The sequence below is a fragment of the Planctobacterium sp. R6 genome, assembly GCF_055755215.1.
Genome location: NZ_JBVTQY010000025.1, coordinates 33,612 through 58,184, shown reverse-complemented (window position 1 = coordinate 58,184; position 24,573 = coordinate 33,612). Strand labels below are relative to the sequence as shown.

The following is a 24,573-nucleotide window of genomic DNA, read 5'->3' as shown; positions in this document are numbered from 1 at the left end:
TCTATGGGTATGCTCAAAAGCTTACAGCTACTTAAAGAAGAGTTGCAGAAAAAATCACTGGATAAGTATTTTGATATCGAGATGCCGGTGAATGATTACACGTTTGTGACTAAGTATGGTGATTTAGTCTCGGTATTCGAACTTAATGGGCTGACAACTCTCATTTTAGGTAATGTACTCGATGAAACGGCTTCTAAAATAGATCGATACTTTTACTCTATTCTCAAAGAGGGACAGCATACTATTGATTGGAATTTTGAAAGGGATAAGAGTCGTACTCGTCGAGAGATCCGTTCAGCGATGTTGCGGGACAGAGAAACAGTAAAGCGCCTGAATTTAGATGGTATGGACATCATGCAGGAAAACGAAGATATCAACACGGCGTTGTGTGTTTATCAAAAAAGTCACCTGGTGCTGTGGACACATGTTAGCGCTCTGGATGAGCGGTCTTTGAGTATCGATAGCGCCAGAAACAGAAAGTTAGTAGAACGGTTCAATGTTAGGCTGGATGGTGCACCTAATCCTTTTAAATTGGTTCCAAAGCTGGTTGGTAAACATGAAAAACGCCTTGAAGAGCTCAAGCAATGTTTTGAGGATGCTAAAACGAAGGCGAGACTTTTACATATTAAGGAAGCTGCCACGACTATGGCATTGCAAGCGGATCCTTTAGGACATGATGATAGTTATGTTCCGCAGTTTCCATTTGATAAACAGGAATATCAACGTACAGCTAAAGATTATAATCTGCACCTTGTCCGTAAGCCTTACGCAGAAGATCCGGTACAGTCATTCAGTAATTTTTGTCCGGATCATTTTGCCAAACAGGTGTGCGCGCAACCGGTGAATGAATATGAAGCTGGTATGATTAAAATTGGGACAACATACCAGTGCCCAATGTTAATGCGAGTATTCCCACGTGAAGATAGTTCCTTTTTGGCGTGGTTGGCTGAAATTGACAAACAAGTTCCAATACGTATCAACTTCAGGCTTACTGATGGTAAAGATACTATGTTTGAGTTCAAAAAAGCCTTTGCCGCATTAGTGCGTTGGGGTCACCCTGACAATAAAACATTTTCCAGTGCAGCATCAAAACGTTCCGTTGAAATGGCATCGAAAATAGCTTACTGCGGATTACAGATATCAGCAACAACCTGGGCAAATGATCCTGACAGCGCTTTGGCCAATCGCGAAACTTTGATGCGAGCCACAAATCGCTGGTCACAGGCGAAACTAACTGCAGATTTAGGAGATCCCACAGAAACTTATGTATCTACCATTATCGGTGGAACGAAGACTAATCCCGGGGTCACTGCTTTTCCTCCACTACGCAGCGCAATAGAGTTGCTGCCAATAGTGCAAACTGGCCGTATTTGGAATTATTCCAGTCTTATATTCAGAACTTTGACCGATGTTATTTATCCATTTGAAGTTGCGGCACGTAATCAAAACAGTCACATGGATTTGTTTATTGCGCCACCAAGGCAGGGTAAGTCGGTCATGGCTAACGCGATTAACAAGGCGCTTATTGAAAAAGCAGGAAACAGGCAACTGCCGTACATCACCATTTGTGATATAGGCCCTACCAGTGTCGGACTGGGACGTTGTATTCAGGATATGCTTAGTGAGAAAGATAAGAGTAAAGTAGTATTTCATACGTTTAACATTAATCAAAAAGAAAAGATTAATCCGTTTGATATTCAGTTTGGTCTTACAGAGCCTTTGGCGGAAGAGCATAGCTTTATGGCAAGGGTGTTGCGGATCTTCTGTACTGATGACAATACCGGAGATATTCCTTCAAACTGTGAAGGATTGATTAACAAAGTTATCCGCGTCACATTTGCAAAAGGTAAAGATATTCGCTCACCTAAGCGGTATGTACCTGGTGTGGATAAAGAAGCTGACGAATTGATCATTCAACATCAATTGGAAGTCAATGAAGATACAACTCAGTTTGAATTACGAGATATTTTGTTTAAAGCAGGAGCACTAGCGGCAGCAAAAAGAGCGCATTACAGAGCAATGCCTTTGATTGATGACTTTATAGATGTTGCTTCAACAACCACAGAAATTCAAAAAGATTACAGTATTCCTGTTGGTAATTCAGATAAGTTCACGGTGATAGATTACTTTGTGCTGAAGCTTAAAGAAGCCGTGGACAAGTATAAGCTATTTAACGGGCACACGATGCTTGATTTTGAAAGTGCCAGGGTTGTGATTATGGACCTCAAAGCTGTAGTACCAACTGGAGCTATGAGTAATTCGGGGCATTCACCTGAGGCGCAGCAAGCTGGCTTATTTTATATGGTGGCTCGTAATTTAGGGGCACGGAATTATTTCTTGCGTTCGAGCATGGAAGATGGTCACCTCCCGTTCTGGCCAGAGTTGTATCGGGCCTACCAACGAAAACGCATCGAGCAAATCGAACAATTGCCGAAACGGTTACAGTACGACGAATATCATTGTACGAACGGTTGCTATGGTTTTAGAGCTCAGGTGGCATATGATGGTAAAGAAGGTCCTAAGTGGGGGCTATCCCAGGCGATTATCAGCCAAGCGCCGAGTGACTTTGATGATGCATTGTTTGAACTCTATACAAATCTTTTTGTGTTTGGTGGTCTGGAGAAGAATGCGATTGATTACTTGTCGAAAAAAGTGCAGCTAAGTGAGGCTGCTGTGGATGCAATGGCAAATTGGTTACATGGTCCGCGTAAAGGAGGAAGTTGTTTCTTATTGCAATCAAAGATTGATCAGAAGGTATTTTCTCAGATTTTACGCTTTGCAAAAGGCCCACTAGAACTGTGGTCTATGACAACACAAAAGGAAGACAGACCGATAAGAGAAGCCTTGATCCATAAACTTGGAGCTAAGCAGGCTCGTTGGTTACTGTCGAAAGTTTTCCCTAAATCAACAGCTGTAGATTGGCTTCAGCATCGTGAGCATATGCTTGAAGGAAAGACACAGGAAATGAACAAAGAGCAACTTGAGGATACCTTAAGCGCAGAGTGTATAGAAATGCTAATGAGAAAATATCAGGATCACCTGGAAGGTGAAAATGTTTCTGAACAGTTACAATAAAGTAGTGTTCGAACTAGTCGTTTCTTCGATTGACGCGAGTAATTACTTAACCTAGAATCAGGGCTTACTCATGGTATGGGTAAGCCCTGACGGTAAACTTAATCTGACGAATGTTTACCTTGTGAATACTCCCCGTTTCGGCGGGGAGTAGTATCACTCAGAATCCGGTCACTCACGCACAGTTCTCATCGATATTGTTCAGCAGTTCTGAATTATTCGAGTTTCGGGTGTGTGTAAGATGCAGTTGGGTGGCATAAAACGAGCCAACAGAGCCATTTTCGGCAGGATAAAGCATCATGCCGCAACATTCCCCGTTCTCATCTTTCATCGGAGCCCATCGATATGTCCCGCGAGTGATTACTGAATTTTCCAGTTGGATTGGTTGTTGTTCATATTTTGAAGGTCTGAATTGCTCTGTGCATGCCTGCATCATTTCTTCTGACGAAATACTACCTTTAGCAACGAAAGACTCCGTTATACCAAGCCTGGATAGTTGAATTACATCAATAGCCATATAGGTCCTCTTTAGCTAAGGATTACGTTCAGTTAGTAGCAGTATCTTGCTACATTGTGAAATTTTGCATGTTGCCACAGTTTTTACGGAATATGCCACTACTAACTTCATAAGGTAGAACAAAAATCACTTGTGAGCGGTCGTGCGATCGTGGAAATGTTGTCTGGGTGTCATGGAAATCAAAATATTAGTCACGCGAAGTAGGGTATGCTATCTTATGCATAAGAATTAATATGTATGTAGGTTTGTGATGAGTGGTAAACCAGAAAAAGAGTGTTATCTGAGTAAGTTGTTAAAGGATGACAATCGATTGGGGAGCGGTATCCTTAACTCTCGAAAGGATCTTGAAGAGCAGTTTTATAGAATCGTTGATTTTTACATGAGTAATAATCGTCACAATGTGCCACGTCACGGATTGTTTAGTGTTGTGGCCAGACAGACTGGTTTTTATTTGTTTGATCATCCAGCACTTACCCAATTATGTGATACTGGGTTTACACAGGGAACCGGCGTTTTTGTTAATACACAGTTCTTTGAAGATTTAATGGTAGAGCGTGAGCGAGGGAAGCAGCGTGGGGTAGTTTATAACGATATTGAATTTTTATTGACTCACGAAATGCGGCATATGATGGATTTACATTTTTCTCGTCTGACGCAATACAGTAATGAACTCGCCAATATTGCACAAGACATGCGTATTAATATCACAATTGTTGATATGTTTCCTGAATGGACACTGTCCGGATTTATGACTAATGGTGTAGGGTTTACCGAAAAGGAGCGAGAGCTGTTTAGTGGGGATGCTGAAGAGACTATAGCCAGGAAATTACTGGCTATGGCTGAACGAAAAAATAAAGAGCAATCAAATCAGAATTCTGGTCAATCAAATAAAGAGGGTAGTGAAGGGCAACCGCAAGCCGGTAAAGAAGATCGTAAAGGACAGCCGCAGTCTGGTCAAAGTGGGATGTCACAAAATAATGAAGGTGTTGCTGAGGTGATTGAAGAGCTGATTGGTCAGGAGGTGCGTGAGCATGACCATGTTGTAACACCCGAAGATTTTGTAAATGCTTTACAGGAAGGTGCGGATAAAGATTTGCTAGAAAAGCTTGGCATTCCGGAAAATATGGACAATAAGGCAAAAGCCAAAATAGCGAAAGAAGCAGAGCAAAAACTACGTGATGCGGTGGCTGAGACCAAACGGACCAGAAATGAAAACCCTAATGGGCAACGAATGCCGGGTCAGCATATGGAAGATGATTATCAGATAATGTTGGATTCACTGACAAAACCAAAGCTGACCTTTAAAACTGCATTTAAACAGGCGGTTTATGGTGACGGAATGCAAATGGATCCAACAGATGACGTGCCAGATATGTTGTATTTCGTAGATCCAGATGTAATGAACATGTCGATGAATGTTTATTTGCCAGGAGTGATTCCCGCTACTCGTGATCCAGGTAACTTCTTGTTTGTTATTGACACTTCAAGCAGTAATGACGCGATTGATGAAATGTTTTCAGAAGCCCTGGGAGCACTCGATTCTGAGGAAATGCAAGGAGCACGGTTATTTGTTGCCAGTGCTGATACCCGGGTAAGAGGAAAGGTGTGGGAAGTCACGTTGGAGAATAAGTTAGAAACTGTAGCGATGTTGTCTGCATTTGGGGGGGGAGGAACAGATTTACTGAATGGTGTAAAGACTGCGTACAATTATATTAAGGAGATGCATTCAGGACTTGAGATATCGGCTTGCGGAATATTGACGGATTTAGGGGACACTCCCCCTCGATATGAACAATTACCTGAAGATATTCCTGCATATATTTATATATGTGCTCCCCACCATTACGACGAACGCTTCGCCGCAGCAGTTGAACATTACGCCGAAGTGGCAAGACTTGAAGAGGGAGCTGAAGTAGATCTTGAGGCACTGACAGAGAAGACAGCTGCATTAGCGCCGTAATCAGAACTAAGTAGAATAACTGTTAAGAAATTCTACTACATGACTGGCCGAGGAGGAGAGTAGGTGCTTTGAGGGTTCAAGCGCTGCTCTAAGAGATCGGCGAGTTGCTGTACTTCAGGTTTCCGGATTTTTTCAGGGTTCAGTTTGTGTTCAAACCCTGAAAAATTTATAAATTTCCCTTGCGGGGTACGCGTTTTCATAAAGTACCTTAACGTGTTGTCGTCGCTATAAAGCTATACGACGCTGTTTTCAATATAGTTGGTAGATAACGTTAATGTATAGGACGATTTTACCAAATCCTCATATTGCAAACCATTAATTTGCGGAGGAAGTTCAGCATACTGCGATGTACGAGCAGCATGTATCGCATCGTAAGTAGATTTTTGAATCGGAGCCTTTATCACAAACGTTACATCATCATCCTCATCTTCATCCAGTCCAGGGAAATTAAAAGCACTGTTTAATGAATACTCATCATCTTCATGGCATACATACAACTGATGCTCAGGGGCATATTGCACCCAAGCAAAGTAAGCCTGACTTACGGCATATAAAAAATGTTTATCATTTTCAAAAATAGCCAACCAGCTATGCTGATAATCTCCGCTAAACACTAGCGTTTTTACGTTTTCCGCGCTTTCTATGTACGCATTGTCAGAAGCTACCAAGTCAGCAAAAAATGTGACCAGTGCTGTACGGATGTTAGCATCGCTAAGGCTCATATTCAGACTACCCTGTTGCTTTATGAAGTAATGCCTATATAATAACATATATGTAGTATAACATACACAACGAATATGACTCCATCGGAGACAAAGAGCTGTATAAGCACAGCATATAAGGCATCGTTGCAAAACGCAAAAGTTTTGTGTCACGCATCTTATAGTCAAATTGAAGACCGAACCATACAAGATTTATGTGTTTATTATGCAAACGGCTTGAGTTTGCTTGTAAGGGAGCAACCCATTGCAACTGGTAAAGTCAACCCTGACGCAACGCTTTCACTATCTCGCCCGGTAGATGGCTCTCAAAAAGTCTTTCTGTTGTTGGCTACTACAAATCTTTTCATGCACTACGGCCAACTTAATGAAGCGAAAAACGGTCGTTCATTGGCTGAATTAAAGTCGCGTTGGCATAAGCAGTGTGAATCATTTGAAGGAAAGCAGATGGACATGAGTGAAGCCCAGTCTTTTTGTCTTCTTTTAAAATTACAGGAAAAAACCGGGATCCGAGCCATGCATCATCCGACTTTACTACCTAAAACTCTGGAGAATGTTTGATGAAGGAGAAGATCAAAACAGAGCCGTTTACGTTAAATAAGCTCACTGGTGGGGTTGGTGTACCTGACTCTCAGAGTATGTCTATAGAAGACCTGGAACAACTTAAAAAGTCGGTAATTGAAGAGCAGCAGGAAAAAGTGGCTAAGGCCAGTACTTTAGCAGACGATAATTATCGCGCACGGTTGTGTATGACTGCACTTAAAGTATTTCAACCGATGTTGGCCGCTGTAAATCATTTTGCTGATATGTCCGATGAAGATAAGATGGTGGCTCTGCAGCATATTATTCGTGATTGTATGTCATTGACACAGTACATTAATACCGGTTTAAAGAAGTCAGGAATTGAAACTTCACACAAAAAATATACTTGGATGTTGCGAAAGGTTGTTGCTGATGCGGCAGTCAATATTTCAAAGCAGTATGTTACGCACAAAAAGACTCAATTGGCGTCACTTAAGGCATCCTACGGTGCACTATTTAGTGTGATGAATAATGAGATAATGAATCCAACTGATAAACATAATGATAGTCTTATTGCTGCACTGATAGCGGATAATCATGAAGCGTATAAAGATTTTCTAAATGTACTTGCAAGCGATGATGAATATGAAGAGACAGACGAGCAAACCGCAATTGCATTAAGTACTTTGACGGGGTTGAGTGATCTCACCGTAGAAATGGCTCGATTTTCGTTTTTTACCAATGAGTCTGCCAGACAGGTTCATCATCAAAAAGCGGTAAAGAAAATATATGAAGGTGCGCAACGGATGTACCGAACGCTTTTAGATCACAATATGATTATTCCAGACACGAAAAATCGTACAGCATTACTGCAAGCTTGTATTCGTGATGCTTCGCAACACTATGTTTTTGCTTATAAAAAATACGCTCAGTTAGCCATTTCTAGAATTAAGGCAATGGAAAACCCAGACGATGTAAAACATAGTAAATCAGCGGTAGCCTTAGCTGGTATACCTGAAGAAGCTATTGGGGCTGAGTTTGATAAGATGATCCAAATCCATTGCGCTGGCGCTTGCAGTACAGTTGACCCGCTACGCGAACTTATGGAAGCGGAGGGACTATCCGCAAAAAAGTCTGAACACCCGGTGATGCGTGCCTGATGAATAAAATCCATAAAAGCAGAAGAAATTTTATGTTAACTGCGGCAGGTTTTGTTGGCGGTGCGGTTCTGTCACTGGGTGCTTCAAAAGCCCGTGCGAATCCATTGGAAGATGTCATAAAGAGATTGTTGTATGCGGCATTGGCGGGCATCGCTATTTATTTTGCCTGGCGTTACATCATGCGCGTTTATGAGTCTTTGGAACAGTGGATTGATGAACACACAGAGAATGAAGAAGAGAAGACAGATAAGCACGTTCTGTTAATTGCAAAAGATACAGATGCAGAGAACTTTGGCACTTATGTTGTGGAAAATGCGGAGTTGTTGGCTGAAGCAGAACCAAATAGCGCGGGATGTGAGACTCCTGCTGTGCAGAAGTTGACTAGAACACGCGTGCAAGATAACAGACGAGAATCAGCTAAACATTTCCAGCAGACATTGGAAGATACTCTGGATAATGCAAGCGTTGAGACACTGCGCAGAAAAGTACCTCAAGTGTATTATAAAATGGATACCGATCTCGATATGAGTCAACTTTTAGGGGGTAAAGGATACATAAATAGTCAGTCGGCTTATAGGTCTATACAGTTATTGATGGGCGAACTGGTACCTGACGCAGATATAGGTAACATAAAACGCCGGGGGGCTAATACGAGGGGAAGTAGTACTGCACATGTTGCACAAAAACTATTTGCTAAGAGTGTCTGGTTGGATATGTACAGCCGGCGCAATCGGGAACAGGGTATTGCAGAAGAACTTAAATCGTTGAGTGATTCAGAGTATTTGAAACAAGTAATTGATGAGATGGCGCAAGCTGAAAAGGGGTTGTCGGCCATCGACCTGATGACTTTCGATGTAACTGAGCGAACACAGTATAATGAGCAATGGCATGATTCTATGTCCACAAAAATGGGATTTACACCGTTGGTAAAAGAGTGGTCGCAATCGCAAGCGCAGTATAATTTCATACAAATGCAAATCCTTGAAGTTGCGAAGCAGAATGCTAATGCAGATGCCATGATTGAACTGCTAGAAGCGGAGGTGGCTCAACATGGCAATCGCTGAGGTTATTGGTACCGCAATCGGTGAAGCAGTAGGGTATGCGCAAAAACAGGCTACCAAATTGTTTACTGAAAATATTTACGATCAACTGATGAATGTTTTCAAACAAGGAGAGGTGACATTTAGTCAGGCGGATAATGTTAATGAGGCTAAACGGTTGATGTATGAGCACAACCTTATGCGCAAAGCTGGTCGAACAACAGATTCATGTGTGGCACCGGAAAAGGCGCAACGGTACCGTAGCAATAAATTTCGTACAGCAGATTCATCCGAAGCCATGGCACGACAAAGCGCTATCGGTACTGCCAGAGGAGTCGATGAAAGACGTAAACTGACTATTAATAAGTTACAGCGTTTGTTTGATTATCAACAACGAGCAGGGGCTAATGGAATGCCGGATGTACTTTCCGGTGATAGGGTGCTGAAAACTGCTCAAGAGCAATTAGATGCGGGTCTTGAGGTGCAGTTGCTGGTGGAATCAGTAGAGCAAACTATTTCGGATTTTCCTCAAGTGTCAACTGTAGAGGAATTGTCGGGCGAGTGGCTGACATCGACATCTTATAAACTTACTCAACAGGCCCGAGTTAATCTGGTTAAATGGGTATTGATGACTAACGCAAGTGAACGTATTGCGTTGAACGATGATCACAGTCGCATTGATGCTATTGATGAGGTAGTTAAGCGATTCTGGCCTGAGCGCGTTGATGGAAAAAATACACCACTTGACGATCTGATTTTGAACATAGCCCACACACCTGGTGCGATGAAAGAACTACTAGGTGCCGTGGTGTTGCGTAACGAATTAGCACTAGATAGTTTTTTACAGCAGGAGAGGCGTCTAGCTCTCAAAGCTTTGCGTATATTAACGTTACTTGAACAAGTCAACAGAGTAGGCTGAATAATGACATATTCTGAAAAAAATAGTGAAGATAATTCTAGAGAGCAGGAGAACGTCGAATCTGACGTTCAACCAAAGTGTCCGGATAGTGTAGAGCAGAATAGTGTCACCGATGATAATGCTACAGCGAAACGTGTTGGTATTGCTGCGGTGGCAGCTGCTGTATTGACTCATTCTCCACCTGCCAATGCGTGGGTCAACGACCTTGCTAAAGCTATATCGGAAAATATCACCAAGGTTATTACTGAACCTTTGCAAAGCTTGTTTGGTAGACTGGGAGAGGTATTCAGTGCATCAGGAATGTTTGGTACCCAGGAAGAAAGTAAAGCTATTGCGCGGTCAACAGATATCAAGAATGAGATAACTAAAGGGATTGAGCAAAGTAAAATCATGCGTGCCACTGAACCTCCTCCTCAGCCGTGTTATTCGGTGGCAGAGTCACAGCATATCGGTAACATGCAAAAAATTACGGAAAGTACGGTTGCAAGATTACAGGCGGGCCAAGCACAAAGTGCGCTGGAAAGCGCACAAAAAGGTAGTGAATCTGAACAATCAAAACTGATTGAACGCATGAAGCTGAATGCTGTTGGTAATCAGCCATCTGATTTTCTTTTGCAATGCAGCGCCTATGTCAGGGAAGGTTTAGATACTTACAATGATGAACAGGTTCAAGAAGCGGCCAAAATCAGTATCGATGTAATGTATGCTAATTTGTCTGATGCCATAGGTGTACCCCAGATAACCGGAAATATGTCTCGTGAGCAAGTAGCACGAGCACAGGCACAAGCGAGCAAACGTGCAAGATTGAATGTAGCTACGTCGATATTGCAGAGAGATGTAGCAGAGCGAATACCTGAACAGCCTGGGCAGGCATCTTATTATGAAACCCTTAAAAAGACGGTAAATCGTACCTATGGAGGAGATGGGGAATGGCACAGTGAAGTGATGAGTAAAGCAGATCCTGTACCGTTGCTAAAGGATCTGGTTCTGCAGACATCAGTTACCAATAAATTGTTGTTAGAACAGAGGGAACTGTTGCGTAGGGGTAATAGTGTAATGGCCACACAGTTATTGGAACAGATTGAATCGAATTTACGCGAGCGACCAGCGAGGTAATGTGTTATGAGTTTAGTAGCAGAGTCACAATTTCTGATATCTGGTGTGTCATTGGATACTCCGGGTTACCAAAAAGCCGCTGATTTTTTAGTGGATGAAGATCGTCTTGAGGCACTGGATAAAGAGCTCGGCGGTTTTGATGGGCACCCCATACCACAATTCAGTTATTTGGATGCTGATATGCCTGAATTGAGAGAATATGACTCAAAGGCAGATCCTGGAGGAGAGCAGACCAATGAGATGAGGAAGTTACTCGAAGACGAAATAGAGCATAATAGAAATAAACTCCGGTTACTCGAAAGTAAACAGCGCCCGGAACCATCTATTTTAGGTTCGCTGTTTGGTCAACAAAACAAGAATAACAACCTGCTTAATGATGAGAACACCTCGCACACTCATTTGCGACAATTGCATGATAATAACCGTCAGGCAGTTCAATTGGCTAATACCCTGAACAGGGACTCTCAGCGACTGAATTATGCTTTTAAGCAACTGAGCAACCAGATTGAAAAAGCCGGGTTGCAACATGCAAGCGTTGATGAAATGACTGAAGAGGCTAGAAGAAATCCAGATCTCAAACGGGCTGCAGATACTCTTTTGCATGCTAAGGCAAATATGTTCCAGCATTTAAATAATGAAAAAACGCAGAGTATCCTCAAAACGCTGCAAGATAATGATCTGGTCGGTAAAAATACCAAGTTTCAGTTAAACAAGAGTATCGAGGCAGCGAAAGCAGCAGGGGCCCAAAATGGCAGCTCGGTAAACAATATGCTGAAAGCTTTGAAAGACGGCAAGAAGATTAATGATGCATTAGGAAGTATTGTCAATAAGTTGGTGACGTTGTTCAGCCGTAGTAAGGGTTCAGCGCAGAATGCGAAAGGTATGTCATGATAAAAAGCACGGTAAAATGGTTATTTAAACCTGGGTTTTTTAATGGGAATCCGTTAAAGCCTAATCAGGACATACACCGTCAGTTCGAGAAGATAAAAAAGGAAAACGATGATGTTGCTGGTAAGCGACAGGAGCGCTTTGATTCTGTAAATGCGAAGCAGGCTGAAGCGTTATTTAAAGAAGAGATAAAGATGTACAATGTCAGTCCCGATATGATGGAACTTAGGTATCATCAGTCTCTATTGTTTGGACTTGTTTCGCTTGTCATTGCCCTTGTAATAATTTCTGTGCCAATTATTGGTCTATATAAGCCGATTAATATTCACATTCCGTTTATTTCATTATTTATGCCTGTGTTTACCTTTGCGGTGTTACTTATTGTTGTCCCCTTATCGATGTTGTTTACTTTGATAACTCTAAGCTTTTGGTATCAAGCAAAGATGATTCGTACTCGTCAGAAGTTCCCTTTTACTCAGTATTTAAAGAGTGGGCGGTATTGGCCATCAAGAACAAGTATCTTTCGTTAAATTAGTAGGGTGACAATATGGCAGGGCATACTACAAAAACGGACATCATTTTAATTTTCAGCGTACTTATCTTTGGTGGACTTATTGCCCTGTTGTATTTTAAACCTACGATAGTGACAGAACCATGGTCTACGGTAAAAAGAGTTGAACTGAACACTGTTGATATATTGCTTGAGCAGGTTTTTGGTGAGCGGCGTTCTGATATTCGCACGTTTAACGAGTTGGATGATGCATTGGAAGGGAGAGGGTGGTCCCTTGGCCAGTTGGTAGATGCAGAAGGACACTTTTATTGGTATTCATCTTGGCTATGGCCATTGCTTATCCTGATAGCTGGAATTTATCACTATAGAAATAACATACAGGATAAATACAACACGGTACATTCGTTAGAGACATTACTGGTACAAGAAACCAAAATTCATCGTTTTAACCGGCATCTTATTAATAATGATCCATTCGATGACTCCAGCGACATCACCAAAGGTAAGTACCGTATCGCTGAACATCCTTACCCTTACTGCGTAAAGCGTGGAATTATCGTGGAACGTCAGGGACAGCCAGATATGGTTAATTCTGTGCAGGTCCGTAAGGTTATGTCCTCGCAACTAGGGCCCCTGTTAACGGGACTAGAGTCATTTTCTGAAACTGAACGTTTGATTGTAGCGATTCTGCTATCGGCACTTGAGGTAAAGATTGAATCGGAAGAACAGACTAAAAATAGTGGAATTTTTGGAGCACTGAAGAAAAAGTTTCGACGTCGACGCGCACAAAAAATGAAAATAGGCAGGAATTACGCCATAAATGGCCTAAGCGGGGATGCGTCCTATTGGCTAAATGGAGAGATGAAAAAGGAGCAGGTATTTGAGCAGGTTGATAGAATCCTGGATCTTTACTGGGATTGTCCTTTGGTGGAAGCATTAGCACAAAAACATGCATATGTTTCTACTTTTATTCGCAGACTATATATTGAAGTAAAGCGTGATGGCACTTTTCAACCGGCATACTTAAACTGGATGAAATTGTTAGACAGGCGTTTGTGGTTTGTATTACATTCCACGGGGTGCCCTGGGGACAGTGAAGAATGGAATCCTTGTGAAAACATGCCTGCAGGTAATGCTGAAGTGATGATGGTTATTAAACAGTATACTTCAGAACGTATTGCTGATCAGGCAGTACCAACTCCGGAGTTTGATTTAATTCAACAGGATATCGAAAAAATGGTACAAGTACGTTTTGATCGTGCTTCATTTGGATAAGTATTACAGGACTGATAATTTTTATATAAGATGTTGTTAACGATATTGGTGAGTGTCTATATGGTTATCGTATAGGCGGTATTAATATTAGGTTTCGCACCATTGCCATCACCTTCTTACCATGGTCAATTATGGTGAAATCTCTATCACTCTGCAGGTAAGTCAGAACGGTGTTTAGAGGTGAATATGAGCTATCTATTGGTAGTTGTGTTCACTTATTAACATTGGCAGGTGTGCAATGAGCAGAAATGCTGCAAATCAAAACCGAATAATGAAATGGGTTGATTACACCCATTCGACCCCAAGGATATTTCTCCCTAAACCATACGTGACAGCTTTGGCAAAGGCCATAAGAAGAACCTCCAACTCTAAGCATAGGGAGTGTGTAACTGTAGTTGGTAATTGCTTCTGTGGTATTGAGAAGTGTTTTAATGAATACTATGAGCTGCACCGGTTTGATCTGGACTTTCACGAAGCACTAAAAGAACATCCGGATATTGTCCTTGATTGTGCCACAAATCTATCTAAAAGAAGTGGGTTAAGTGTAAAGCACATACTTGCCGTATTGGCTCTCCCTATCCGATATCATAAGAAATCTAGCAAACCATATATTGATTGGAAGAATGCTATTGATATTGAATACAGATAATTTTAGTTCTGCATCATATGTCCACAAGATGGGTAATTTATTGTTTGCAATGCGAATGTTTTACACTTATCAACTTCGAAAATTTGAACCTGAGGAGTAAATCGTACCTGAGCAGCTTGTTGCATGAGTGTAGACGGTCGATGAGAAATGATGCTTGTCAAAGTGAGTGGATTTGTCAGAGGAACTGGAGGGCGGAGGCTAAAAGATATATAAAGGTTTATTCTTTGGCTTAACGAAAATTCAAGAAAGTGCGATTGATGCAGAAAGGCCTCAGTCGGTTTGAATCAAGTGTAATGTGCAAGTGATTTTAAATGCCTGGTCTGTTTAGGGATGTGAATCTAATTTCCTGACAAAGGCATTGACTGGAAACAACACAGTAGCTACCGAGTAAAGTTTTCTGTGATTTAACCGGCACTTTTTATATTCAATGGGACACTTTCGTGTGCTGAAATACCGCATAAGATAGTGCATCGTACCTGCAATACAAAAGCTGACGACAGGATTGTACATTTACTTTAATGCAAATGAACTTATCTGAACAGTTGACAGGGTGTGCATATAAGATAATATGTATGCAGTGTTGTTTATTTTCAGGGTTCAACCATGGCTTACAGTAAAAATGCGCATTTTGCATTAGGAGAGATGGTAACTGACCTGCTAGGTCTTACCACCGTTGGTGGGTTAAATCCGCGACATGAGTCTTTACCGGAACCAGAGTTATCTTATAAGACGGAAGAAGAAAAAAGGTATGGCAGAAATTTAACAGACATTGAAAGGGCTGTCAGGCATGTCAGAAAGCCATGGAATTGTATTGAGCGTGATTTTGATATGGAGGCCTGCCTTGGAGCTCTCCAGTCATTTGATGTCATAAGTTTACCACGTAACAGTACTCAACAAGCAAAATATGAGGCATACAGCCGTCAACATAGTGCGTTAGATCATCGTCTATCTGCAATGCTCCAAAGAGCAGCCATTGAGGGGTATGTGACGGATGACGAACATGTTTCCCGTGATGAAAATTCTTATTTGAGTATTGGGCCAGATATTATGACCTGGGAACTGTATATGTGTAGCGACCTGCAGACCAGTGTTATGATGTTTTTTGAAGAGGGGATCAGGACTCAGCGCCATCTCGGAGTAAACTTTCAACAAAGTGACCTGGGTTATCCGGACGATGCTTTACATGATAATCCTCAGAATGCTATTGCATTGGCTTCAGTAATGGCCATTCACGATTATTACTTTCACCTGGCATATAACATTATGGATCTATTGCATTTTGGTGCACGACAAGCAGAGAACCCTGCTTTGCAGCAAGCGGTTGTAAATACGGTTGCCTCAGCGCTTGATGACACGATGGCGAAGCGTATGAAGGTGCAGCGAATGGTGGATATTATGCGTCCACATGCAAATATATCGTTGAATGGGAGTGCATTAGACATCAGAGTTATAGATTCGAATATTAATTTTAGGAAGATGGTTCGCAATGCCCCTCGTTGGACCTTTAAAGAGTACCAGTTACAGCATCTTGGTGAACCATTAATGATGCCATCTATGATTGAGAGTCGTTTGTGGAAAGCGGGTTTGCCGATACCGGAGTTCACTGAGGCGGATAAACGCTGGATTACCGATTCATTTTGCGACTTTACTGGGGTGGAAAGTGTTATGCAGCGATTGCCAGAGTGGGAGAACACATCATGTCCTACACTCTGAAAGATTTTGAGGGAATTATCAGCGCCTTTGATGATAAAGTTAAAGAGAAATATGGGATTAAGTCACTTCAGTACAGGCGTTTACAAAAAGAGTGGGCTATGCACTTTCCGAATATGGATGGGAAGAATGTCATTAGTGATATGCCGCTGACAGATTTGCTCAGGAGCGTTCCATATCGCATGTTGTTCATGTTGACCCGTCCAAATGAATTTTTCCCGTATTATACTGATGATGAATGTCTACATGTCCGCGGAACGCAAAAGGAAAGTATGACAGCGATACACGTCGCGGCTATTGAAGCGTCAAAAGCTAATGATCGATTTTGGAGACGGATGTCACGACAGGGGTTGTTGACTGGTGATAATGAAGCTAAGACGGAACAAGATGAACATAAACAGTTGAGATTTAAAGCGGACGTACACAACGCATTGAATGTAGCTGAAAAGCTGTATAATGAAGTCAAGGATTACCCCCGACTCCGGATCAGTGATCGTTTATTTAATGCAAGAAAGCAGCGAGATGATCACAAAGGTAATTTGATGATTATGGATCTGAGAATACGCCGGGAGCAACTTGCTGAGGAGTTGACTCAGCAAATTGAAGAAAAAACGCAAGGTTGTTTGTTGTCAGATCCGGAATTGTTTATCAAAGGTGGATCTGCGATTACAGAGGCGACTCGTAATAACCCGTTGTATCTTACTTATATGGCGGCTTATGTTGCATTATTAGAGTCTTCCTATAATCAATTTATAACTCCCTCTTACCTGATGAATGTGGTTCTCGAACAGGACAGAATTTCAGGTGAATTACGTACTCAGATCCTTAAAGGAGTGGCTAAGAGTATGAGTGGAGAGCGTAAGCAACAGTATGTCAAACAGCGTATTGATGAAATATGTTCAGTTATCTTGTCGCCGGATAAAGCTGACCAATTAAACTTCAGCTCGGGTGAGGCATATCAAACAGATGGTTATGCGTATTTGAATTATATCGCGTTGCCTAGTGGCTTTGTTGAGACTGCGATGTTGCAAGAAAAACATATTAGCACTAGTGGCCAGCGAATTAATCAGCAGATTTTTGGCAGTTGCGTTGATATCGAAATGGAAAAGATTATCCGAAAAGGGTATTTGGATGATACGTTCAAGTTGGCCACGTGGTTAGACTTCAATGAGCAACGACTGCAACAATGCCTGGCACGGGGATCTTATAATCGTAGTATATCGAGCGCACTACATACATTTGAAGAGATGCAGATGATATGCGCTCAAACACAATGCGCTGCAGTAAAAATAAGCCCTTGATAAGCGTTTGAATATTACTGTTCTTCTGGTGCTGCATCAGTATGATATCGACGACGAATGAAATCCTCTAATAGAGATACCTGTTTTTGTTTATCAGGTTTCAGAGTGGGTTCAGATGGGTGCTGAGCTTGCGTCGCTACATCGACAATAAGCTCGTCAGCTCGCTGTTGTGCATATCCATTTGGCATATCCGGGGAGAGTGAATCATTTAACTGGGTCAGCTGCTCTTTGATTCCCTGGGCGGTGATTTGCTTACCGCTAAAAATTTCATCAAATATAGCCATAGAGCGATAAAATGTCTCATTGGTTTTCTCAACATCTTCCTCAGTCATGAAATCGTCAATTGATGGCATATCATCAAAATCATCGATATCTGGTGGTGTCTCACGCGCAAGGTCTGCTTCTATCGCCTTGTCATCCATAATTGGTGGTGGGGTATTTGTTTCTTCTGGAGGTGATACTAAATCTATCGATGGAGCCTGACTGGTATGTTCTGGACTGGACTGTTCCGTTGGGTATTCTTCCGAGTATGAAAAATTCTGATTTATTTCGTCCTCAGTCCAAACCTGTTGCTCTTGTCTCATTGCTTGTTGTGACTCGGTATTATTTGGAACCGGCGATGTATAGCCCTGTTGGTCATTATTATTGCTGCTTTGTAAGTCAGAATAATCATCATGCCTGTTTTCATCAGTAGAGGGATTAATTGACGGATTATTGGTCTGAGGGGCTGAAAGGACATCAAGCGAATTGCCAGCCATGATATTGGCTACACTTACTTGAAGATGGTACATTTCAGCTGATGCGCAAGACGCGCCCCGTTCAAGGAGAGTCCCTTGTTTAGGAGACTGCATCCAACTCTCGTAAGTTTGGAAGCGTTCCGTGAATTCGTCTGTTATTGTGAAGGTCTCATCAGTTTCGAGTATTCTTTTAACTGCGCTCAGAAAACGCTGTTTATCGTTTTCCTTTTGAGTGACAACTGAGGTGTTGTTTTCAAGGGTGATATAGTTATTTAATGCCAGTACAGATATTTCTTTTGTTTTAAACATTGGGATCTGCATTAGCACAAGTTTATCGTTGTAATTCAGTACGACTTCACCTTCCACCAAATTCTTCAGGATACGTACGTTGACGCGATCTTCTTCGGTGATAGATACAGTGTCTTCTTTTAGGTTACCTACGACATCACCTTCACTATCTACAGATAGGCGATCTAGATTTGCATACTTGGCTTTACCTATGGACTCAATAATTATTTTGAGGGTTTCTGGATCAAGGTTCTTACCAAACAATTTGACGGCAGTGTTTCCCCAGATTGAGTCGACTTCTTTACTTACCATATCCGATAATTTACGCATAGCGGACAAATCCTGAGCTGCAAAAAGTAAAGCAAATCCGATGCTTCGAGCCTGGGCAGCGGTAACAGCAAAGCCTTCTACCATATAATACCCGCACTCTTCAAAGTCTGACATAAATGGTACTGGGGAGTTGGTAGGCTTATTATCTGTGTGCCGCTTTGTTTTACCGGATAGTGTACTGCCTAATGATTTTGCCATCATAGCTTTCTGGCCGCTTAAGGTTATGCGTCCAACGCTGGCCAGCGAGTTCATGGATAATTCTAAAGCAGGGAGCAAGATAATGAGAGCGCGTCTATTCATGACAACATCGGCCATTGAAACATGTCCGCGTTCGGAATAGGGATCAGAAAAAATCATACCGTAGTCTGAGCCGAGCATACTCATAACCGGTACTATTTGCATAGAGATGTAGCCAAACTGATCAAGAACCGTAGAGGCGCCTTGCCCACTGGGAGATTTTCCCGCCTTAATATCTGCAATGAACTTATCATTGATACCGGGTAGCGTGCGCATGAATTTATCCAGTTCAGACTTTGCAGCATCCGGAATGGAATCATTGCCAAGAACTTTACCGGCATTTTCTAGTATCAACATGTCAGAAAGAACAGCTACATTTAAGTCGATGCCCTGTTTATCTCTTAAATAGACATTAGGACGAATCATGGCAGAAACGTACGCGTCAGCACGCTTCGCCCAGATGTCACCATCACCATCAAGTAGCGATTTAGTCATTTCATTAAGGGTGTCGGAAGCGGCAGAGCCGTAAGGGTTAAAGCTATTAGTATTGATGTCGGAATCTGGTTTTATATTCCAGACGTCGCTGTCTCCACGGATGTAATTAATGATAAGTCCATCATCGATTCGATTACAGCGCCAAAGAACTGAAAAATGTTCGACAGGTAGTTTGAGATCAGCTTTTCCATCCTGCAGAGCATACCCGCTCCCAGCCAGGATGAAACCGGAAAGTATGGTTTTTTGCCCTACGGTTTTTCCCGAGCCCGTCGTGCCTGTAAAAAGTGAATGGGCTCGCAGGATACTGTCAGAGAAGTAAACTTCTTTATTCGTCCCGATTTCATTGCCGAAGTAAATTAACCCTTTTGGCTTGTCAAAATTTTTCTCAGCTCCAATTTTTCCAGCGCCGGGCGGAACACGGTTTTCAAAGTCTACACTGAGCCCTGATGATATAGGGGCAAACATTGGGAAAGTGAAACGACCAGTTCTTGCGAACACATAGAAAGGAAACAACAGGAATATTGAAAAGAAACCTATTCCAAGGCGTAGTTTAAAAAAACCTTCAACGACAATAAGAAAAACGGAGTAGAAAATTAGTAGCAACGCGAAGTTCTGTCCACGAAGAAATTCACCAAACCCTTCACCGAAAAATCGGTAATGTCGCTGATAGACTTTTTCTTTAACTTCTTTTCGTAAAAATGGGTTATGTGCTGTCATATCCTTGAGACTGATTAATTATTATCGTCTTTCTTATCCTGTGTGCCAAACAACTGATCGCGGAGTACTTTCATTGCATCCTCGTCATTTTCTTGTTTGACCTGAGGCTTTATCGTTAAGTTATTGGATCGAGGAGTGCTACCGCGAGGTTCCGATACTGGTGGATACGGTAGGTTTGGATTTCCCGCCTGTCCACTTTGAGGGGCTGGTGGAATATCAAGAGGCATATTGTTTAAGTTGTCAATAGCCTGATTTACGGAGCCTTGTGATAGCCCCTGTCCGGCTACTTGTGACTGATAATTTGAAATGCTGGATCCTGAGGGCTTTGAGGAATAATTTAATTGTCCACGTAGAGCATTTCTCTGGTCATTTACTGAGCTGTTAATTCTGTCCAAGATACCATCTGGCGGACCGTCTTCACCGTATACGAAATCCTCTGCAAGTGTTTCAATGCTTGGGGAAGAATAGCTGTAAACAGGCGAGTTTATACGTAAACCATGCTGATCAAGTGCGAAGCTAACGCTTAGGCTTTGTTGAAAATCGCCTATCAGGTCATTCGCAAAATTACAAAACAGGTCACCCAACGATCCAACAGATATCCCAAAGTCGAAATCTAAAAAACCTGATATCCCGCATTCTTCTAGCGCTGAAGGCATTTCAGGTAGTTCCCAGCGTTCAGTCACACTTTCATGGAGAGTTCCGATGTCACAGGTGTCACTTGCCATGGCAGAAAAACTCATACCCATTCCAACATATGCACTGACAGCCGTTAATTTGAATGTGAAGGTTTTTATCATTCTGATGATTCCTTTTTAGCGTTAATGTCTTTAGAAATACGTTGATAAAGCGGGTTTACGCCCTTAATGGTCGCCTGTCCCTGTTCGCCATCTGGCTCTTTAATCGTTATTTCTGCGGGTGTTTCTTTGACAGTTTCCAGAGATTGTTTTGTAAATGAAAATTCATTTTCATCAGTAGTTAATGCGGTATTGATTAAGCTGATCAATTCAGGATCAAAAAGTTCATGTATTAATTCCGTTCGAATGATATGAGTCAGGCGAGTCATCACTGTGTGTGCATAAACATCTCCATCTTCAATTCGTCCGGCCACATAAGGTGAAATTATTTGTGCAACGAACTCCGGATTTATCTGAGATAGATGTTGTAACAATTTTAAAAAACGTTTCAGATTAAACCGTGCACTGTTACCTAACAAAAGGTGCAATTGTTGATGAATCGCACTTTCCGGCAAACTCGCCAGTTTTTTACCTGCGACGTCGACCAGCGGCGTAAGGTCAGGTTCATCATCAACTGGCCATATTTCAGCCTGCGCCATTTTTTCAATAATGTTTTGGGTGCGAGGGGATAGGGAGCTAATATACTCCTCGACCTCTGATTTAGATAACATAAAAAAATATAAAATGTTGCATAATTGATATATTATAATCTTCAAATAAGCAAAAATATAGCGTTACGATGCGCTTTAGCTATGCCATATGAAATATAAAACCGCAATCCACATCCTATTGTTGAGTCTGATCGCAATCAAACTTAGTTTTCCTGTGCATGCGCAGGAAGATGACGATGCGTTAACATCTGAGCATAACATTTTTCCAGAAAACCAAGATGAGTTAATTGGATTTGGTAGTGGAGCGACAGTTGATACTTATGGGTTACCGGAAAGGGCATTTAGTGGCCCGGGCAATCAAGATATTGGACTGTATTTAGGCTATCAGATCATCGGCTCGCCAGTTATGAATAGTTTAACCCGTACTTTTGACAGGGAAAGTGCTCCATATGGAATGTCTGGTGAGGACGGAGGACAAATCACCGTTGTCACATATCTGGCTGCTTTGACAGTTGGATTAGCTGCCTTTTTCGCCAGTATAATGATGATGTTTGGGTTGTTTCAAGGTCTGATGTATACCGGTCGAGACGGTAAACTGCTTGGTGAGCAATGGCAGAGTAAAATGTTACCTTTTAGGTTATTCATCACTGCGCCGATGCTCGTTCCTATACCCGGATTTGGTGGTCTGTGTGGCATCCAGGTGGTTGTACTGTCCTTTGGTCTGCTAGGTATTGGCATTGCCTCCACTATTAATCAATTGGGCGCTGAATACTTGATAAGTGGCGGGCAGGCAGCAGTACAGCGCGATGGTGGAGTCGATCTGCTCAGTGAAAATATTATTGAGGCTGCGATGTGTGCCTCAGCGGCTAAGTATGCGACACAAGATGAGGATAATAGTTTAAATTGGTATGGGGAATCGAGTGATTCTCTGGGTCAGTGGGGCGATATTATATTAGTTAGCGGTGACAGAGGGGGGGCTTTTTACGATCGCTACAAAATCATGGATGGTGCATGTGGTGATTATAATTTGCGTAAAACTGCGAACATTGAATATACCGAACCTGTTATCGAAGAAATTCATCAGGCGATAAATCAGCGTTTCAGGGATGAAATTGTTAACTATTATAATGCTGTCAGGGCTATAGCGGACAGGTATCCATCAATTAATGAATATTTAACTAACCACGGTTCTTACCCGTCCGAAGCCTTAGAAGGTGGAAGTAGTGATGGTGAGTCTGTGGCTGGCTTTTACGCAGATTTGAACATCGAACGAAACAATTTTCTTAATGCGATTAATGGTCCATTTGACGTTGATGTTCAATCGCGATTGTTGGCGTCAAGTAGGGCATTCGTGGATGAGGTAAGTAGGTACGGCTTTATGATGATGCATACGTACTATTACGAACTCAACCGTCGACAGGGTTTAGTAAGTGGCGCTATTTCTATGAATGTTCCTGAAATGTCTGTTGGATGGGGGTGGTCTATCGAATGCAGCTGGTTTGTTTTTGGCTGTGATGACTCTGCGGGTGAAATAGCTCAAGCTAAGGCTGCGAAGGTATTGGCCGAATATAGTAGCAGGGAAGGACTTAATTTTTTAGCAGAAGTAGATAATCGGGCTGCTGAGGGAAGATTGACCAGCGACGCACTAAATGATGTGGTTTTTGGAGGGCTCAGTAGTGGATTGACTGAGGCTGTTCGAACGATTAATCAAGGTATAAATCATACAGGGCAAGTTGACCCAATCGCTGAAGTGAAGTTGGTAGGGGATCTTACTGTAACGGTAATAGAATTATCAATTACTCGGATTGCACTAGCTGTGGGAGCTGCGGAAGCCTTATCAGCTCTACCAGTAGGCATGGGAGCTGTGGGAGCGGGTGCATCAGGAGTAATGTCAGTTTTCCTGCAATTTGGGGTGTCGGGGATTAGTGCGTTGTATGCTATGGGATTTTTATATGCCTATCTTATACCGGCAATTCCTTCAGTTATGATGACTGTTGCTGTCATGGGGTTCATGGTGTATTGGATTCAATGCCTTTTTTACAGCCCGTTGGGTTGGGCGTTACACGTATCGATAAAAGGGGATGATCTGACCGGGAAAGCGGAGCATATGTATCCTATTCTTGTCAATTTGGTGCTTAGACCAACGTTTATTGTTGCTGGGTTTTATGTCGGGATGGGCCTTATGAAGGTCATGGGTTGGTATTTGGATGTTACGGTGTTTGCAGCTTTGGAAGATGCCGCAGCGATAACCAATGCAAACGCGGCTTTAAGTAGTATTGCTGGGAGCCTGTTCGTTTACGGGATGTTAACCCTGTTTATTATTTATAAATCCTTTTCATTGGCATTTGAGTTTCCGAATGCCATGGCTAAGTTCCTCAATGCGGACACTAGTCAGGACTTTGGAGAAAATGAAGCTAAGACCCAAATACTCGGTGGTGGTGCTGTTGCTACTAAAATGGCTGATGGAGCTAGTGGTGCCATCAGCGGTCAGGTAAGAAAAATGCAGGAGGAATCTCGCCGACAAAATGCGAACAATTCACCAGGAGCAGGGAAGGGTAAAAGCGCAGAAACTGTGAGAAAGACAGAACAGCCATTAGAAAAAATTAACCAACAATAGTCAGGGTTGAGAGAGTGAAGAAAACTTGTCAAAACAATGGGATGGTACATTTTGCTGAGCATGTTAAAAGCGACAGTACGGAGCTAAACTATAAAGGTGCTGAGACGCCATTTAGTGATAGACAAATGCTGGATCATATTATCAAATCGGCAGATGTTGATGGTGAACAGGTGGTTAAGATGCTTAATGCTTTATATGAGGTCATTCAATACAATCTTGTGGTTGAAGGGCAATTCAAGTTAAAGTCATTGTTTAAGTTACAAATGGAATATCTGCCCGAATCAAATCCTTATTCTGCTACAACCCGGACTGGCGTCAAACGCAAGTATAATGGGCGTCCTGAACGAATTAAAACAAAGATGATATTAGATAAGCAAGTGGAAGCGCTTTTGATCCAGCAGGCGCGCTCCCACCTGACACGCAAAGAGTGATAATCTGAATTAATGCC

General features: G+C 42.2%; 20 protein-coding genes. 15 read left to right on the top strand and 5 right to left on the bottom strand.

Translation table 11 applies throughout. From position 1 onward, the window contains the following. Nucleotides 1-3 precede the first annotated feature (3 nt). Complete coding sequence (locus AC0J20_RS15415; protein ID WP_473022375.1) at nucleotides 4-3,075, top strand: hypothetical protein; 3,072 nt, start codon at nucleotides 4-6, stop codon at nucleotides 3,073-3,075. Between the two features lie 172 nt (nucleotides 3,076-3,247). Here the strand turns inward: AC0J20_RS15415 and AC0J20_RS15410 are convergent, their stop codons facing one another. Then, nucleotides 3,248-3,589, bottom strand: a complete 342-nt coding sequence (locus AC0J20_RS15410) for a hypothetical protein (protein ID WP_473022373.1) — start codon at nucleotides 3,587-3,589, stop codon at nucleotides 3,248-3,250. A 250-nt stretch (nucleotides 3,590-3,839) separates the two neighbouring features. Between AC0J20_RS15410 and AC0J20_RS15405 the strand changes: the two genes are divergently transcribed. Beyond that, nucleotides 3,840-5,549 carry a DUF2201 family putative metallopeptidase gene (locus tag AC0J20_RS15405; RefSeq protein WP_473022372.1) on the top strand — a complete coding sequence of 570 codons (1,710 nt, stop codon included), beginning with the start codon at nucleotides 3,840-3,842 and terminating at the stop codon, nucleotides 5,547-5,549. 233 nt (nucleotides 5,550-5,782) lie between these two features. Here AC0J20_RS15405 and AC0J20_RS15400 read toward each other — a convergent pair whose 3' ends face one another. Then, the gene (locus AC0J20_RS15400; protein WP_473022371.1) at nucleotides 5,783-6,271 is read right to left on the bottom strand and encodes a hypothetical protein; all 489 of its coding nucleotides are present in this window, start codon (nucleotides 6,269-6,271) and stop codon (nucleotides 5,783-5,785) included. 126 nt (nucleotides 6,272-6,397) lie between these two features. Here AC0J20_RS15400 and AC0J20_RS15395 point away from each other — a divergent pair, with 126 nt between their 5' ends. The 11 genes from AC0J20_RS15395 to AC0J20_RS15345 all read left to right on the top strand — a co-directional run bounded on the left by AC0J20_RS15395 (nucleotide 6,398) and on the right by AC0J20_RS15345 (nucleotide 17,359). After that, nucleotides 6,398-6,829 carry a hypothetical protein gene (locus AC0J20_RS15395; protein WP_473022370.1) on the top strand — a complete coding sequence of 144 codons (432 nt, stop codon included), beginning with the start codon at nucleotides 6,398-6,400 and terminating at the stop codon, nucleotides 6,827-6,829. Further along, nucleotides 6,829-7,950 (top strand): hypothetical protein, encoded by a 1,122-nt coding sequence (locus AC0J20_RS15390; RefSeq protein WP_473022369.1) that lies wholly within the window; start codon nucleotides 6,829-6,831, stop codon nucleotides 7,948-7,950. The genes AC0J20_RS15395 and AC0J20_RS15390 overlap by 1 nt, the downstream gene beginning before the upstream one ends. Next, on the top strand, nucleotides 7,950-9,014 hold the full coding sequence (locus AC0J20_RS15385; protein WP_473022368.1) for a hypothetical protein: 1,065 nt from the start codon (nucleotides 7,950-7,952) through the stop codon (nucleotides 9,012-9,014). The genes AC0J20_RS15390 and AC0J20_RS15385 overlap by 1 nt, the downstream gene beginning before the upstream one ends. After that, nucleotides 9,001-9,909: a hypothetical protein gene (locus AC0J20_RS15380; protein ID WP_473022367.1), complete on the top strand. Its 909-nt coding sequence runs from the start codon at nucleotides 9,001-9,003 to the stop codon at nucleotides 9,907-9,909. The genes AC0J20_RS15385 and AC0J20_RS15380 overlap by 14 nt, the downstream gene beginning before the upstream one ends. Before the next feature lie 3 nt (nucleotides 9,910-9,912). Continuing rightward, entirely contained in the window at nucleotides 9,913-11,025 is a 1,113-nt protein-coding gene (locus AC0J20_RS15375; protein WP_473022366.1) for a hypothetical protein, read from the top strand. Nucleotides 11,026-11,031: 6 nt separating this feature from the next. Continuing rightward, nucleotides 11,032-11,916, top strand: a complete 885-nt coding sequence (locus AC0J20_RS15370) for a hypothetical protein (RefSeq protein WP_473022365.1) — start codon at nucleotides 11,032-11,034, stop codon at nucleotides 11,914-11,916. Next, on the top strand, nucleotides 11,913-12,443 hold the full coding sequence (locus tag AC0J20_RS15365) for a hypothetical protein (RefSeq protein ID WP_473022364.1): 531 nt from the start codon (nucleotides 11,913-11,915) through the stop codon (nucleotides 12,441-12,443). The genes AC0J20_RS15370 and AC0J20_RS15365 overlap by 4 nt, the downstream gene beginning before the upstream one ends. A gap of 17 nt (nucleotides 12,444-12,460) precedes the next feature. Next, the gene (locus AC0J20_RS15360; RefSeq protein ID WP_473022363.1) at nucleotides 12,461-13,699 is read left to right on the top strand and encodes a secretion/conjugation apparatus DotM-related subunit; all 1,239 of its coding nucleotides are present in this window, start codon (nucleotides 12,461-12,463) and stop codon (nucleotides 13,697-13,699) included. A gap of 238 nt (nucleotides 13,700-13,937) precedes the next feature. Next, nucleotides 13,938-14,348, top strand: a complete 411-nt coding sequence (locus AC0J20_RS15355) for a hypothetical protein (RefSeq protein WP_473022362.1) — start codon at nucleotides 13,938-13,940, stop codon at nucleotides 14,346-14,348. Nucleotides 14,349-14,951: 603 nt separating this feature from the next. Further along, complete coding sequence (locus AC0J20_RS15350) at nucleotides 14,952-16,061, top strand: hypothetical protein (protein WP_473022361.1); 1,110 nt, start codon at nucleotides 14,952-14,954, stop codon at nucleotides 16,059-16,061. Further along, the gene (locus AC0J20_RS15345) at nucleotides 16,046-17,359 is read left to right on the top strand and encodes a hypothetical protein (protein WP_473022360.1); all 1,314 of its coding nucleotides are present in this window, start codon (nucleotides 16,046-16,048) and stop codon (nucleotides 17,357-17,359) included. Before AC0J20_RS15350 ends, AC0J20_RS15345 begins: the two co-directional genes overlap by 16 nt. A 14-nt stretch (nucleotides 17,360-17,373) precedes the next feature. Here the strand turns inward: AC0J20_RS15345 and AC0J20_RS15340 are convergent, their stop codons facing one another. The 3 genes from AC0J20_RS15340 to AC0J20_RS15330 are packed head-to-tail and all read right to left on the bottom strand — an operon-like array spanning nucleotide 17,374 to nucleotide 21,568. Continuing rightward, nucleotides 17,374-20,163, bottom strand: coding sequence for a TraM recognition domain-containing protein (locus AC0J20_RS15340; protein WP_473022359.1), 2,790 nt, complete (start codon nucleotides 20,161-20,163; stop codon nucleotides 17,374-17,376). Between the two features lie 14 nt (nucleotides 20,164-20,177). Then, nucleotides 20,178-20,960 carry a hypothetical protein gene (locus tag AC0J20_RS15335; protein ID WP_473022358.1) on the bottom strand — a complete coding sequence of 261 codons (783 nt, stop codon included), beginning with the start codon at nucleotides 20,958-20,960 and terminating at the stop codon, nucleotides 20,178-20,180. Further along, entirely contained in the window at nucleotides 20,957-21,568 is a 612-nt protein-coding gene (locus AC0J20_RS15330) for a type IVB secretion system protein IcmW (protein WP_473022357.1), read from the bottom strand. The genes AC0J20_RS15335 and AC0J20_RS15330 overlap by 4 nt, the downstream gene beginning before the upstream one ends. Nucleotides 21,569-21,656: 88 nt before the next feature. On the opposite strand from AC0J20_RS15330, the gene AC0J20_RS15325 reads away from it, so the two are divergent. Both AC0J20_RS15325 and AC0J20_RS15320 read left to right on the top strand, forming a co-directional pair. Continuing rightward, the gene (locus tag AC0J20_RS15325) at nucleotides 21,657-24,125 is read left to right on the top strand and encodes a DotA/TraY family protein (protein WP_473022356.1); all 2,469 of its coding nucleotides are present in this window, start codon (nucleotides 21,657-21,659) and stop codon (nucleotides 24,123-24,125) included. Between the two features lie 14 nt (nucleotides 24,126-24,139). Next, complete coding sequence (locus AC0J20_RS15320; RefSeq protein WP_473022355.1) at nucleotides 24,140-24,556, top strand: hypothetical protein; 417 nt, start codon at nucleotides 24,140-24,142, stop codon at nucleotides 24,554-24,556. The last annotated feature ends 17 nt before the right edge of the window (nucleotides 24,557-24,573 follow it).